This is a genomic window from Acidaminococcus hominis, from assembly GCF_022484025.1.
GTDB lineage: Bacteria > Bacillota > Negativicutes > Acidaminococcales > Acidaminococcaceae > Acidaminococcus > Acidaminococcus hominis.
Genome location: NZ_JAKVMG010000001.1, coordinates 753,929 through 766,167, shown reverse-complemented (window position 1 = coordinate 766,167; position 12,239 = coordinate 753,929). Strand labels below are relative to the sequence as shown.

At 55.6% G+C, this 12,239-nt stretch carries 13 protein-coding genes; 11 read left to right on the top strand and 2 right to left on the bottom strand.

Annotated features, from left to right (window positions below):
- Nucleotides 1-69: 69 nt before the first annotated feature.
- Nucleotides 70-492, bottom strand: a complete 423-nt coding sequence (locus tag LKE88_RS03185) for a hypothetical protein (protein WP_105325438.1) — start codon at nt 490-492, stop codon at nt 70-72.
- A 317-nt stretch (nt 493-809) separates the two neighbouring features.
- On the opposite strand from LKE88_RS03185, the gene LKE88_RS03180 reads away from it, so the two are divergent.
- Together LKE88_RS03180 and LKE88_RS03175 are read left to right on the top strand one after the other, a co-directional pair.
- Complete coding sequence (locus tag LKE88_RS03180; protein WP_158572350.1) at nt 810-1,253, top strand: DUF805 domain-containing protein; 444 nt, start codon at nt 810-812, stop codon at nt 1,251-1,253.
- Nucleotides 1,254-1,277: 24 nt separating this feature from the next.
- Complete coding sequence (locus LKE88_RS03175) at nt 1,278-3,695, top strand: tetratricopeptide repeat protein (protein ID WP_231086407.1); 2,418 nt, start codon at nt 1,278-1,280, stop codon at nt 3,693-3,695.
- Nucleotides 3,696-3,783: 88 nt separating this feature from the next.
- Here the strand turns inward: LKE88_RS03175 and LKE88_RS03170 are convergent, their stop codons facing one another.
- A complete protein-coding gene (locus LKE88_RS03170; RefSeq protein ID WP_231086409.1) occupies nt 3,784-4,665 on the bottom strand; it encodes a LysR family transcriptional regulator in 882 nt (293 codons plus the stop codon).
- An 86-nt stretch (nt 4,666-4,751) separates the two neighbouring features.
- Here LKE88_RS03170 and LKE88_RS03165 point away from each other — a divergent pair, with 86 nt between their 5' ends.
- The 9 genes from LKE88_RS03165 to pflA all read left to right on the top strand — a co-directional run bounded on the left by LKE88_RS03165 (nt 4,752) and on the right by pflA (nt 12,133).
- A complete protein-coding gene (locus LKE88_RS03165) occupies nt 4,752-5,066 on the top strand; it encodes an ArsR/SmtB family transcription factor (protein WP_105325441.1) in 315 nt (104 codons plus the stop codon).
- A 133-nt stretch (nt 5,067-5,199) separates the two neighbouring features.
- Nucleotides 5,200-6,084, top strand: a complete 885-nt coding sequence (locus tag LKE88_RS03160; RefSeq protein WP_158572352.1) for a radical SAM protein — start codon at nt 5,200-5,202, stop codon at nt 6,082-6,084.
- Nucleotides 6,085-6,171: 87 nt separating this feature from the next.
- Nucleotides 6,172-7,152 carry an NADH:flavin oxidoreductase gene (locus LKE88_RS03155; RefSeq protein ID WP_231086413.1) on the top strand — a complete coding sequence of 327 codons (981 nt, stop codon included), beginning with the start codon at nt 6,172-6,174 and terminating at the stop codon, nt 7,150-7,152.
- 116 nt (nt 7,153-7,268) lie between these two features.
- Nucleotides 7,269-7,955, top strand: coding sequence for a hypothetical protein (locus LKE88_RS03150; RefSeq protein ID WP_105325444.1), 687 nt, complete (start codon nt 7,269-7,271; stop codon nt 7,953-7,955).
- Between the two features lie 107 nt (nt 7,956-8,062).
- Nucleotides 8,063-8,872 carry a RibD family protein gene (locus LKE88_RS03145; RefSeq protein ID WP_105325445.1) on the top strand — a complete coding sequence of 270 codons (810 nt, stop codon included), beginning with the start codon at nt 8,063-8,065 and terminating at the stop codon, nt 8,870-8,872.
- A 191-nt stretch (nt 8,873-9,063) separates the two neighbouring features.
- Nucleotides 9,064-9,561 carry an NUDIX hydrolase gene (locus tag LKE88_RS03140; RefSeq protein WP_105325446.1) on the top strand — a complete coding sequence of 166 codons (498 nt, stop codon included), beginning with the start codon at nt 9,064-9,066 and terminating at the stop codon, nt 9,559-9,561.
- Nucleotides 9,562-9,598: 37 nt separating this feature from the next.
- Nucleotides 9,599-10,495, top strand: coding sequence for a 3-hydroxyacyl-CoA dehydrogenase family protein (locus LKE88_RS03135; RefSeq protein WP_105325447.1), 897 nt, complete (start codon nt 9,599-9,601; stop codon nt 10,493-10,495).
- A 91-nt stretch (nt 10,496-10,586) separates the two neighbouring features.
- A complete protein-coding gene (locus LKE88_RS03130; RefSeq protein WP_105325448.1) occupies nt 10,587-11,279 on the top strand; it encodes a Crp/Fnr family transcriptional regulator in 693 nt (230 codons plus the stop codon).
- Nucleotides 11,280-11,401: 122 nt separating this feature from the next.
- On the top strand, nt 11,402-12,133 hold the full coding sequence (pflA, locus tag LKE88_RS03125) for a pyruvate formate-lyase-activating protein (RefSeq protein WP_105325449.1): 732 nt from the start codon (nt 11,402-11,404) through the stop codon (nt 12,131-12,133).
- The last annotated feature ends 106 nt before the right edge of the window (nt 12,134-12,239 follow it).

Below are 12,239 nucleotides of genomic sequence, written 5' to 3'. Positions count from 1 at the left end.
GGCAAGGGCCAGGCAGACAGAAAAATCCCCCGGCAGCCAGTGCTGGAAGACATTTTTCGCGTTATTTGGTCAGCCGTGGAGGAAAACGATGCCTAAGAGGCAGAAGGCCACCCCCGCCATTTCCCGTAGGGACAGGTGGTCCTTGTACACCACCAGCCCGATGACAATCAGAGCCAGGGCCACGGAAACATTCAGAAACAGCGAGGCCACGCTGATTTTCCAGCCCACCCGGTAGAGAAAAACGTAGCCGGCTTCCAGGGCCACCAGCACAAAGCCCCAGGCATAGCTGGTCCAGTTCAGCTGGCTCCAGTCCTGGTGGAAAGAATGCCCGGTAGCGGCGTAGATAACGGCGCTGATTACAAAGCTCACTAGGTAGGTGACGCACAGGGACAAAAAAGGCGGCGCTCCCGCCGGGGTGGACTTGGCCACAATATGGTAGCAGGTATTGCTGAACACCACCACGAAAAAGGGCAGCCAATAGGTCAGATTCATGGAAAATCAGCTCCTTAGGTCACAAATTGGACACATTCAATTCCTTTATTGTAGCAGAAAAGTCCGGGGTCAGGAAGTCCTTTTTCGAATTTTGTGAGACTTTTTCAGGCAGCCAGCTTGGGCGCAAAATGGCCGGCAGTCTTGCTTTACCGGGAATTTTCTCGGCTCGTTTAACGTCGCCCAAAGATTCTCTTTTCTGGGAAATATTCACCCCAGGGCTTCTGCTATACTTAAAGTAGTATAAAGAGCGGTCAAGAAAGGGGAACTTGTGCGGTTGGATTTCTTTAGCTGTAAGGATTAGAGAAAGGATGAGGAAGATGGGCGAAAGCCTGAAAAATTATTTTTCCCAAAACATGACCTTCCACGGAAGAATTGGACGGAAGCAGTATCTGCTCCAAAGCCTGGGAGCCCTGCTGGCCCTGGGGCTGGGGATTTTCCTTTTGGTTTTGGGGGTGGAGTACGGGGCTTTGCTGTACCTGGTGGGAGGACTCTTGCTCCTGCTGGGCTGGGCTTGGACCTGGTGCCTGTCCGTGCGGCGGCTTCACGACCTGGGAAAGTCCGGCTGGTATCTTTTGGGAATCGGCCTGCTGGAGGCGATTTTGAAGAATAGCGAAATTCTGGGTTCCCTGGTGAGCCTGATTTTCTTTGGGCTGATGGTGGGCGTCCGGGGCACCCGGGGTCCTAACCGGTTTGGACCGGATCCGTTAGCCGGTGAAGTGACGGACCCCTGGCACAGGAATGCGCCGAATCCTAGAAATTAAGTGCAGCGAAGGGAGCGTTGTTTTATGGTGGATAGCAGAGAAAGAAACGAGCAGCAGCGGGAAAAGCTTGCGGTGCTGACGGATTTGGAAAAGGCCGCAGCAAATCTGCGGCAGGAGACGGAGGCGATTGCCGCCCAGAAAACCCAGGAGCAGGAGCGCCTGGGCGAGGCTAGACCGTTTGAAGGCCTAAGCAGTGAAGAACTGCGCCTGGAGGGGCTGGAAGGCCCTGCTCCCGGAGAAGTCCCAGAAACTGACGAACCTTTGGCGGAGGAAGAGGACGATACCGCTGAAGGCGAGGCCGAAGAAGCTGAAGCCGAAGACGAGGAAACTGAAGACGACGAGGACACTAACGAAGACCAGGACACTGACGAAGACCAGGACACTGACGAAGACCAGGAGCAGGACGTGCCGGAGCTTTCCCCGGAAGGAAACCTGGAAGAGGGACTTTCCTGTTTTAGCCATTGTCAGTATGAGGAAGCCCTGCCCTACTTTGAGCAAGCCGCAGAGGCAGGTCTCAGCCCTGCCATGTATTTCCTGACGGAGCTGTACTGGAACCTGCTGCCCAAGGACCGGCAGGACTATGAGGCAGGTAAAGTTTGGGCACGCAGGGGTGCTGCCCTGGGAGATGTGCTCTGCCGGCTGAACGCTGCCTTTTTGCAGGAAGGCGAGGCCATTACGGAGGCTGTGCAAAAGGTGCTGCCGGAGCTTAAAGCAGCAGCTGAGCAGGGAAATTCCTATGCGGCCTGTGAATTGGCCAGACTGTACCAAAACGGCAAGCGGGTTCCCCAGGATCCTGACAAGGCCCTGTACTGGATGAAAAGGGCCGGCCAAAAAGGAGATGCCGGCATTCTTACGGCCGTAGGGGTGCTGCTGCAGCTGCAAAAGAAGTATGAACAGGCAATCTATTATTTCCGTGAGGCAGCCGACAAGGGTTCCCAAGAAGCCTGGCTTCGGTGGGGAGATGCTTATCAGGAAGGACTTGGCTTTCCTGAAGATTTGGACCTGGCCAAGGCTTTTTATCAGCGCGCCTATAACCTGCCTGGAAAGTACAAGGGAAGCGCAGCCAATAAAGTGGGAGAGCTCCTCTATAACCTGGAAGAGTACCCGGAGGCGGTGGAATGGTTCCAAAAAGCGGCGAAGCTGGGAGACACCCTGGGAATGTTCAACCTGGGCCAGTGCTGTCTGGTGGGTCTGGGAACGCCAAAAGACCTTCCCAACGCCCAAAAATACCTGCGTAAGGCCTACGAACGGGGCGGCGCTACTGCCGGGGAAGCCGCCAATGGCGTGGGCCGGGCGTATTTTGCCCAGGGCTGCCCGGTGGAAGCCAATGCCTGGTTCCAAAAGGCAGCCGAAAAGGACTACGACTGGGGCTGGTACAATCTGGCCCGGAATCTCCTGTTGGGCCGGGGCATTCCTGAGGATCAGGAGCTGGCCAGGAAGTACTTCCAAAAGGCCTATGCCCAAGGCGGCGAGGCTGCCGGGGACGCTGCCTATGAACTGGCCCAGCTGTACTGTGAGGCCGGCAAATACGTGGAAGGCAACGCCTGGTGTGAAAAGTGCGGGGAAGCGGGAAATCCCTGGGGCTGGTACCATCTGGCGGATAATGTGAAAAAGGGCTTGGGCACCGCTGTAGATTTGCCAAAAGCGGTGGAACTCTACATCAAGGCCAGCAATATCGGGGACGGAACCAAGGGCGCAGCCGCCAACCAGGTGGGGCTCTACTATGCCCAGGAGGAGAGTGCCTATGTGGAGGCCGCAGCCTGGTACAAAAAAGCCGGGGACGAGGGCTTTGGCGGCGGTTATTTCAACCTGGCCGGCTGCTATGAAGCCGGTGACGGGGTCCCCCAGGATGGGGAAAAAGCCCGGGACCTGTATGTGAAGGCCTATGAAATGGGCGGAGAACCCGCCGGTGATGCGGCCTTTAACGTGGGCCAGTGGTATTTGCACCAGGAGCAGTTTGCGGAAGCTCTCAGCTGGTTCCAAAAATCCGCAGAACTGGACTTTGAGTGTGGGTACTATGCCCTGGCGGCCTGCTATGCGGCCGGCAAAGGGGTTCCTGCAAATTTGGAGAAAACCCTGGAGTTTCTGCGGAAAACCTATGCGTGCGGTGAGGAACTGGCAGGCCTTGCTGCCCAGGAGCTGGGAAACCTGTATTTGAGCCAGGACCAGTACGAAGAAGCCAATGCCTGGAACAAAATCGCTGGGGACCTGGGCCAGGCCCAGGGCTATTACCTGCTGGCCCAGAGCTATTGGAACGGCAGCGGAGTGGAGGCGGACCCGGAAAAAGCTGTGGAACTGCTGAAAAAGACCTACTCCCTGGGCGGAACCTGCGCTGCAAAAGCCGCGCAGCGGCTGAGCACCATCTACAGCGACTGGGAAGAACCGGAGGAAGCCCAGCTGTGGCAGGAAATGGCGGAAGCTATGGACGAAGACGACGACTAAGCCCTTGGCCTAATTGATGAATGAGAAAGAGGCTGTGAAAAAATGAAAGCTCATTTTTTCACAGCCTCTTCTTTTTACATGATTAAGTTTATGCCTGGACCAGTTTCTGCACTTCCGCCAAATACAGCTTCACTGCATTGCTCAGCAGCTGTTCCTTTTTCCACACCAGATACACCCGGGCGTACAGGGGCGGGTCCAGTTTCCGGAAGCACAGCTCCGAGTCCGGCCCGGTGGGAATCAGCTGGTCCAGGCACAGGGCGCTGCCCAGGCCTGCGCTCACCATCAGGGACGCGTTGTACACCAGATTGTAGGTGCCCAGGATATTCAGCTCGTCGGGAGAGCGCTGCAGCCAGTGGTAGAGCTCGTGGGTGTCCAGGGTCTGCCGGGAAATGAACAGCGGTTCCTGCCACAGGTCCTGGGGCTTTAGGGCAGCCTTTTGGGCCAGGGGAGAGCTTTTGCGCATATAGACACCCCATTCGTCTCGAATGGGCAGCTCCAGGCTGTCGTACTGCCGAATGGAGCCGGGCTCAATCAGCAGCCCAAAATCCAGCAGTCCCTTGTCCAGCCGCTCCGTTACGTCGTCGGCCTTGGCAGAGTAGAGATGGTAGTGGATGCCGGGGTAGCTGTCGTGAAGCACCTTGGCCGCCTGGGCCAAAAGCCCCATGGCCTTGGACTCGGCGCAGCCCAGGTAGATGTCCCCTGCGGCAATCTCCCCCTGGTGGCTGAGTTCCGCCTTGGTGTGCTGGGCCAGGGAAATCAGCTGCTCCGCCCGTTTGTACAGCACCTGGCCGGCGTCCGTCAGGGTGGTTTTCCGCTTGCCCCGGACCAAAAGCGGCGTGCCCAGTTCCTCCTCCAGGTCGGACATCTGCCTGGACAGGGTGGGCTGGGTAATGTGCAGCAGCTCTGCCGCATGGGAAATATTCTCTTCTTTGGCCACCATCAAAAAGTAATGAAGAACCCGCAGCTCCATACGATCAACTCCTTTGTCCCCTTTATTGTAGCACAGTGGTGGAGTAAAAAATTGACAAATCTCGAAAATGAGATATAATAGAGTCCATGGAACCCCTAGACGTATTCAAAGCACTGGCAAACGAAAAACGTTTGCAGATCCTGCAATGGCTCAAGGAGCCGGAAAAATATTTTCCGCCCCAGGGTCTGCACATTCCCGACGGAGACAGCTTCGAGCGGGGGGTGTGCGTGGGCTCCATCTGCGACAAGGCACACATTGCCCAGTCCGCAGGTTCCCATTATTTGGATCTGCTGCAGCAGGCCGGACTTTTGGAATCCCGCCGTTTCGGCAAATGGACCTATTACCGTCGGAACGAGGAGGGCATCCAGAAGTTAGCCCAGTACATCGGAACCGAACTGTAACACCCCAATTGGCCGCTGGAGGAGGCAGGGCGGCCAGGTTCCGCTGCCAACCGCTGCATAACCTAGCCAGGGCTATTTCTAACCATACATATCTCAATTTCACGAAATGTTGATACATTATAAGGAGGCAATTATGCATTTTCATGGACCCATTGTCCGCCCCGCTACGGACGCTAATAGTTTGTTTATCGAAGTGACCGCCGGCTGTTCCCACAACAGCTGCGCCTTCTGCAATTTTTATGAGGGTACGCCCTTTTGGGTGGCACCCCTGTCCCAAATTGAGGAGGACCTCCAGGAAGCCAAGGAAAACTGGCCGGATGCCCGGGACATCTGGGCTTCTGGGGGAGACCCCTTTGTGCTCAGCACGGAAAAACAGATTGCCGTGTGGGACCTGATTCGGAAGTATTATCCTGACGCCCGACTGTCCACCTATGCCACAGTAGCGGATTTCCGGGATAAGACGGTGGAGGATATCAAGCGCATCAAGGCCCACGGGCTGGACGACCTGGTGCTGGGCATTGAAAGCGGGGATGACGCGGTGCTGACTGCCATGAACAAAGGCTACCAGGCTGCCGAAATTGTGGAAGCCTGTGGTAAAATGGATGCAGCAGGTCTGCCCTACCGGAGCATCTACCTGGGAGGTCTGGCCGGTGCTGGGAAGCTGGAAGAATCCGCCCGGAAAAGCGCTGCCATCTGGAACCAGATTCATCCCTACTATATGTATCTGACCAATGTAGCCCTGCTGCCTGGAACGGAACTGGCCCAGCGGGCTGCCCGGGGCGAATTCCAGGAAGCCAGCGAGCGGGAACGGCTTCTGGAAATCCGGACCTTGCTGGAGAATTTCCAGAACCCCATTACGGTGGATACGGTGACCTCTACCAGCAGCATTCTGATGGTGGCTCGTCTGCCCAAGGATCGGCAGCAGGCCCTTGCCAAAGTGGACCAGCTGCTGCTGCAAATGGACGACGTAACGGCAAGGCGTCTTCAGGAACGTCGGCACCGGATGCGCACCGTATAAACTGCCAAATAAATTGAAACCAACTATTTCTGCCAGCCCGGCCCGTGCCCTTGGCAGTGTGCCGCCTAGCGGCAGAAGGAGAAAAGTATGACTGCAATACAAGAGAAACTGGAATTAAAGCATATTACCCTGGCCACTCGGCTGGTGTGCCCGCCCATGGCTACCCACAGCTCCGGTGCCGAGGACGGTGCTCCCACGGAAAAGCTGCTTCGCCACTACGAGGCCATTGCTAGAAATCCCCTGGTGGGGCTGCTTGAGCTGGAACACGCCTATATTGCCAAAAGCGGCACCACCGGCGGCAATCAGCTGTCCCTGGCAGAAGACCGGCTGGTGCCCCAGCACCGGGCGCTGGTGGCACGGCTCCACGCTGCCCGGCCGGGGATTGCTGTCATTTCCCAGATTAACCACGCCGGCGCCAAGACCGCCAGCGAGCATACCGGCGGACAGATTCTTTCCGCCAGCAATGTTCCCGTGCTGAAGGAAACGCCTCGGCCTCTGACCGTTGACGAGATTCACCAGCTTACGGACCTGTACGCCCAGGCGGCCCGGAGAGCCCAGGAAGCTGGTTACGACGGGGTGGAAATCCACTGTGCCCACGGCTACCTGCTGAACCAGTTCTATTCCCCCCTGACCAACAAGCGGGAGGACGAGTACGGCCCCCAGAATCTGGAAAACCGCACCCGTTTTCTCCGGGAGGTCATCCACGCCGTTCGCAAAGCCGTCGGCTCGGACTACCCGGTTTCCGTGCGGCTGGGGGGCAGCGACTATACCCCCGGCGGCAGCACTGCCGAAGACGCAGCCCAGGCGGCCTTGCTGCTGGCCCAGGAAAATATTGATTTCCTCAGCCTTACCGGCGGCCTGTGCGGCTATGTGCTCCCGGGTATTACGGCGCCCGGCTGGTTCGGGGACCAGGCCAGGGCCATCCGTCAGGTAACGGACCTGCCGCTGCTGCTCACCGGCGGCTATACCCAGGCGGAAGACGTGAACAAGGCCCTGGCTGCAGGGACTGCGGACCTGATAGGCGTGGGCCGGAGCCTGTACAAGGACCCCAATTGGGGCCTGGAATAATAAAATTACTTGGGAATCCTGCCGCTATTGCAGGGTTCCCCTTTTTTCTCTCGAAATAGATAAAAGGAAGTTTGCACCCAAGGACGGAAACCAAGCAGCAGAAACGGGGGAGAGCTATGGGAATATTTCAATTTGTGAAGGGCAATCACTTTGCCCTTCCAGAAGCACAGGCAGAGCCTTTGCAGGAAGGGTTCCTGCTTCAGGAAAACAAGGCCGATGCCCAGGTCAGTGCCGAGCATATCCGGCCGGTGTTCGAGAACTATTTGGCCCTGCACCCCAAGGAGAGCCTCTTTTTCTTTTTGGAGGTGCCGCTAAAGAGCAATGAGGAAAAAATTCTCCAGGAACCCAAAGGGGATCAGCCCGGGATTATGGCGGGCACCCATAATGGTGTATACTATCTGGACGCCATCGATGCCAAGGAGGCCCTGGACCTTCTGGAGGTGTTCGGGGACGTACTGGTAAACGATGGGCTGTCCGCCTTTGGCTTTGGCGGACCCCATTCGGAAATCGGCAAGTACAAGTATAACGAAATGCTCCTGCGGGACGATACGGAGGGCTGCCCCCTGAAGCAAATTTTCACCCTGCTGGGCATACCCCAGCGCCAGGACCTGGCCTTTGCGGACAACCTGTTTACCCAGGATAATCCTGGGGTGGGGGAACTGTATGCCGATGCCGAAGGCCGCACCGTCTACGATGTGGTGGCAGCCCTGCAGCACGTGGGCCTCTACCAGGCGGAAATCCGGGAGGACCAGGAAGGCAAAACCGAGTTCTTGGCTGGTGACCCGGAGGAGGAGCAGCCCTAAGGACTAGTTCCATACGGTTTAGGCATAGCAAAGGCAAAACAATAAGCATTGGCTTATTGATTCCCCAACGTGTACAATAAAAGGGAAAACACAAAGGAGGTTTCAACATGAACAAAACTGATCGCCCCTTTATTTTCTGCCATATGGAAACGTCCTTGGACGGAAAGATTATGGGCAAATATTTGTGGATTCCGGAAACCAACACGGAAAACGACGTGTTCTACAAGATGATTTTTGGACCCGAGGCCCGCTTCCAGTATGAAGCCACCTTAGAAGGCAGGATTACCATTGAAGATAACTACACCTATTACAAGAAACCGGAGCTGGATGAAAACGCAGCCCCCGTACCTGCCGGAGACTACCTGGCTCCCGGCGCTGCTTTGGGAGTGTACCAGTTGGTCATGGACACCCACGGCCGGATTTGCTGGCCGAAAAATACCCTGGAAGAAAGCGGCCGGACCATGCACGTGGTGGAAGTGCTGACGGAAGCTACCCCCAACGCCTATAAGGCCTACCTGCGCAGCCTGGGCATCAGCTACCTGATCTGCGGTACGGATAAGCCCGACCTAGAACTGCTGTGCAAAAAGGCAAAGGATCTGCTCCACGTGGAATCCATGATGCTGGCCGGCGGCGGTACCATCAACTGGTCCTTTGTCCAAGCCGGTCTGGTGGACGAAATGAGCATCGTCATGGCTCCGGCAGCCGACGGCAACCCGGACACCCAGCCCCTGTTTTTGGCTAAACCCGGCCTTTCCACCGATGCGCCAGTGGTCTTTAAACTTCTGGACGTGGAAAAACTGGCGGACGATTTCCTGTGGCTCCACTATGCTGTAGGTCCCAAGAATACCTATGACTTTGACAATGATCCGGAATACAAGCAAGTGCAGGATAGAATCAAAGCTAACCGGGGAAAATAAAACGTAACCACTGCATTTTGCGAGGGTCTGTGCAAGGCGATTGCCTTTGTGCAGGCCCTCGTTTTCTGTTTTCTGGCCTCTTGCAAGGCTTGCCGTACCCTGTTTCGGATTGTTCGGCCTTTGTTCTGCCCCCTTGCCCAAAGCCTTTTCCACGCTTATAATAGAAGCATTATGAAAAGGCGGTGAATTGGATGGAATTGTGGGACATTTATGACAGCAATAAGCAGCCTACCGGCCGCACCATGAAACGGAACGACTGGCATATGCAGGACGGAGATTACCACCTGACCGTGCTGGCCCTGGTGAAGACCCCGGAGGGCCGGCTGCTGATTACCCAGCGCAAAGCCGATAAAGAATGGGCACCCCTGAAATGGGAGATTCCCGGCGGCGGCGTGCGGGCCGGCGAAACCTCGGAAGAAGCCGTTTTGCGGGAAGTACAGGAAGAAACAGGTTTAAAAGTATTAAAGGAACAAGGCAAATTAATCCATACATACCGGAACGATAGTCCGGAAGAACACAATAATTATTTCGTAGATATCTACCAGTTTATCCTGCCTTTTACCGCATCAGACGTGCATATCCAGGAAGATGAAGTCGAAACGTTCGAGATTTCAACCATCGATAATGTTCGGAAAATAGGAGAAAATGACGACTTTTTGCACTACAAACGATTAAAAAATCTATTATAACAATTCTGCATACTGAAAAGAGAAAGAAGTCTTACTCATGAAAATTGCAAGAATTACCATTGCCGGTGCCGGCACCATGGGCTACTCCATGGCCGAAATCTTTGCCCGTTTTGGCTACCAGGTGATTCTCTGGAACCATCGCCAGGCTACCCTGGATAAAGCCAAAACCAAGATTGCCCCGGAAGCAGCGGACAAAATTACCTACACGACGGACAAGGCCGCTTTTGCGGACTGCGACCTGATTGTGGAAAATATCGTGGAAGACCTGGCCATCAAGCTGGATTTCTACAAGGAAATCTCTGCCCTGGCCCGGAAGGACACCCTGATTGCTACCAATACTTCCGGCCTGTCCATCAACAAGCTGGCAGAGGCCGTGCAGGGGCCGCAACGGTTCCTGGGTATGCATTGGTTCAATCCGCCTACGCTGATTCCTCTGATTGAAATCATCAAAAATGACAAGACCAGCCCGGAAACCGCCCAGGCCATCTACGACCTGGCTCTGGCCATCCAAAAGAAGCCGGCAGTCATCGAAAAGGACGTGCCGGGCTTTGCTGCCAACCGGATTCAGCTGGCAGTGGTCCGGGAAGTCTGCCATATGGTGGAGCAGGGGGTGGTCAGTGCCGAAGCCGCCGATGCCGTCATGAAGTACGGCCTGGGCTTCCGCTGGGCCTGCCTGGGACCTTTGGAAACCATGGATTTTGGCGGCCTGGATATCTTTGCCGGGGTCAGTTCTTATCTGATGCCGGACCTGGCTGACGGCCACGAAGTGCCGACCATTCTCAAAGAAAAGGTGGACCGAGGTGACCTGGGGGTCAAGACCGGCAAAGGCTTTTACGACTACAGCAGCGGACGGGGAGAGGCGGCCAAGAAGGAGCGGGATAAAAAGCTCCAGGCCGTATTCCAGGCCCTGTACGCGGCGAATAAAGCGAACTAACGAAGTACTGCCAGACCGGCTTAGCTGGTTCAGGCAGCAGGCTGCGGGCCTATACCGCCGGCAGCCTTGGCAAGAAAGGGGGGACCAGGGATTGTCCGAACGGATACCCATCCAATGTGAGGACTGCGGAGATTCCTGTCTGGAACACGTAGATTTCCTGGCGGGCCTGCCGGAAGAGAAAGTCCGGGGGCTCATGGCGCTGGCCCTGCGCAAGAAACAGAAAAAGGGCAGTTATATTTTCCAAGAAGATACGCCGGTGGATGCCATCTATGTAATCCACAAGGGGCGTGTAAAACTCAGTACCTACGACGGGGACGGCCGGGAGCAGATTGTAGGCATTTTTGCCGACCATGACACCATCTGGGAAGGGGCCTTTATTGACGGCAGCGTATTTCCTTATGGGGCCATGTGCCTGACGGATGTGGACTACTGCAAGCTATACCTGAAAGATTTTGAACGGGAAATCCAGGAGCCGGAGATCGCGCTGAAGATTATTGGCCTCTTGAGCAAAAAACTCCACGACGCCAACCAGCGTAACCTGCTGCTGTCCATTGCTGAGCCCAAGGCCCGGATTGCCGGTTTTTTAGACTATCTCTACCGGCATCAGGCCGGGGACCTGGTGACCCTGCGCCTGGACGACATTGCCGCCAGCGTGCGCCTGCGGCCCGAGACCATCAGCCGGAAGCTCCAGGAGCTGGAACGGGAGGGTCTGATAAAGAAAGTGGGCCAAAGTGGTATGCAGCTTTTGAATGCTGCCGGGCTGAAAGCCTTGGCCAAACCCTAAGGAATGTTTGATTGTAATCAAAGATTCCGTTGACAAAATTTAGTAAAATGGCTATATAAAGGGGATGGGTTGGACCCTCACCCCCAATATATAGCCATTTTGTTTTACCAGGAGGTATAAAGATGGTAAAAGGACGGATTCACTCCATTGAATCCTTTGGGTCCGTAGATGGGCCTGGGACCCGCTTCATTATTTTCGTACAGGGGTGCAGCCTTCGCTGCCTATACTGCCACAATGCGGACACCTGGAATCTGGCAGGCGGTCAGGAAAAGACGGCCGACGAACTGCTGAATCAGGCGGAACGCTATCGTCCCTACTGGGGACCGGAAGGCGGTATAACCGTGAGCGGCGGTGAGCCCCTGCTGCAATTAGATTTTCTTTTGGAACTGTTCCAGAAAGCCAAGGCAAGAGGCATCGGCACCTGTATCGACACGGCCGGTCAGCCCTTTACCCGGGAAGAGCCGTTTTTTGGCAAATTCCAGCAGCTGATGGAACTGACGGATATCCTGCTGATGGATATCAAGCACATTGACCCGGCAGCCCACAAAAAGCTCACTGGCAAGGACAATGCCAACATTGTGGACCTGTTCCATTACCTGGCAGAAATCGGCAAACCCATCTGGGTGCGTCAGGTACTGGTGCCCGGCTATACGGACGGCGAAGCGGATCTCCGGAAGACCCGGGAATTCATCGCCAGCCTGCCCAATGTGCAGAAGGTGGAAGTGCTGCCCTACCACAGTATGGGCCAGTACAAATGGGAAACCCTGGGACTGCCTTACGTACTCAAAGACGTAAAGCCACCCACGCCGGAACAAACGGAATGGGCCCAGAAGATCCTGGATGGACGGGGTTAACATCGGTTTGAATGTAAACTTTGATTCAAATCAAGGAAACCCGGCGGCAAGAAAGTTAGAATAAACCCATCGAGAACGGAAGACAAACAAAAACATTTTAAGGAGG

What these genes read in the sequence shown, in the direction of transcription:
- LKE88_RS03180 (WP_158572350.1), top strand. Translation starts at nt 810, where the DNA reads ATGGGCGAAAGCCTGAAAAATTATTTTTCCCAAAACATGACCTTCCAC.
- LKE88_RS03155 (WP_231086413.1), top strand. Translation starts at nt 6,172, where the DNA reads ATGACTGCAATACAAGAGAAACTGGAATTAAAGCATATTACCCTGGCC.
- LKE88_RS03165 (WP_105325441.1), top strand. Translation starts at nt 4,752, where the DNA reads ATGGAACCCCTAGACGTATTCAAAGCACTGGCAAACGAAAAACGTTTG.
- LKE88_RS03170 (WP_231086409.1), bottom strand. Translation starts at nt 4,665, where the DNA reads ATGGAGCTGCGGGTTCTTCATTACTTTTTGATGGTGGCCAAAGAAGAG.
- LKE88_RS03185 (WP_105325438.1), bottom strand. Translation starts at nt 492, where the DNA reads ATGAATCTGACCTATTGGCTGCCCTTTTTCGTGGTGGTGTTCAGCAAT.
- LKE88_RS03135 (WP_105325447.1), top strand. Translation starts at nt 9,599, where the DNA reads ATGAAAATTGCAAGAATTACCATTGCCGGTGCCGGCACCATGGGCTAC.
- LKE88_RS03175 (WP_231086407.1), top strand. Translation starts at nt 1,278, where the DNA reads ATGGTGGATAGCAGAGAAAGAAACGAGCAGCAGCGGGAAAAGCTTGCG.
- LKE88_RS03150 (WP_105325444.1), top strand. Translation starts at nt 7,269, where the DNA reads ATGGGAATATTTCAATTTGTGAAGGGCAATCACTTTGCCCTTCCAGAA.
- LKE88_RS03140 (WP_105325446.1), top strand. Translation starts at nt 9,064, where the DNA reads ATGGAATTGTGGGACATTTATGACAGCAATAAGCAGCCTACCGGCCGC.
- LKE88_RS03145 (WP_105325445.1), top strand. Translation starts at nt 8,063, where the DNA reads ATGAACAAAACTGATCGCCCCTTTATTTTCTGCCATATGGAAACGTCC.
- pflA (WP_105325449.1), top strand. Translation starts at nt 11,402, where the DNA reads ATGGTAAAAGGACGGATTCACTCCATTGAATCCTTTGGGTCCGTAGAT.
- LKE88_RS03160 (WP_158572352.1), top strand. Translation starts at nt 5,200, where the DNA reads ATGCATTTTCATGGACCCATTGTCCGCCCCGCTACGGACGCTAATAGT.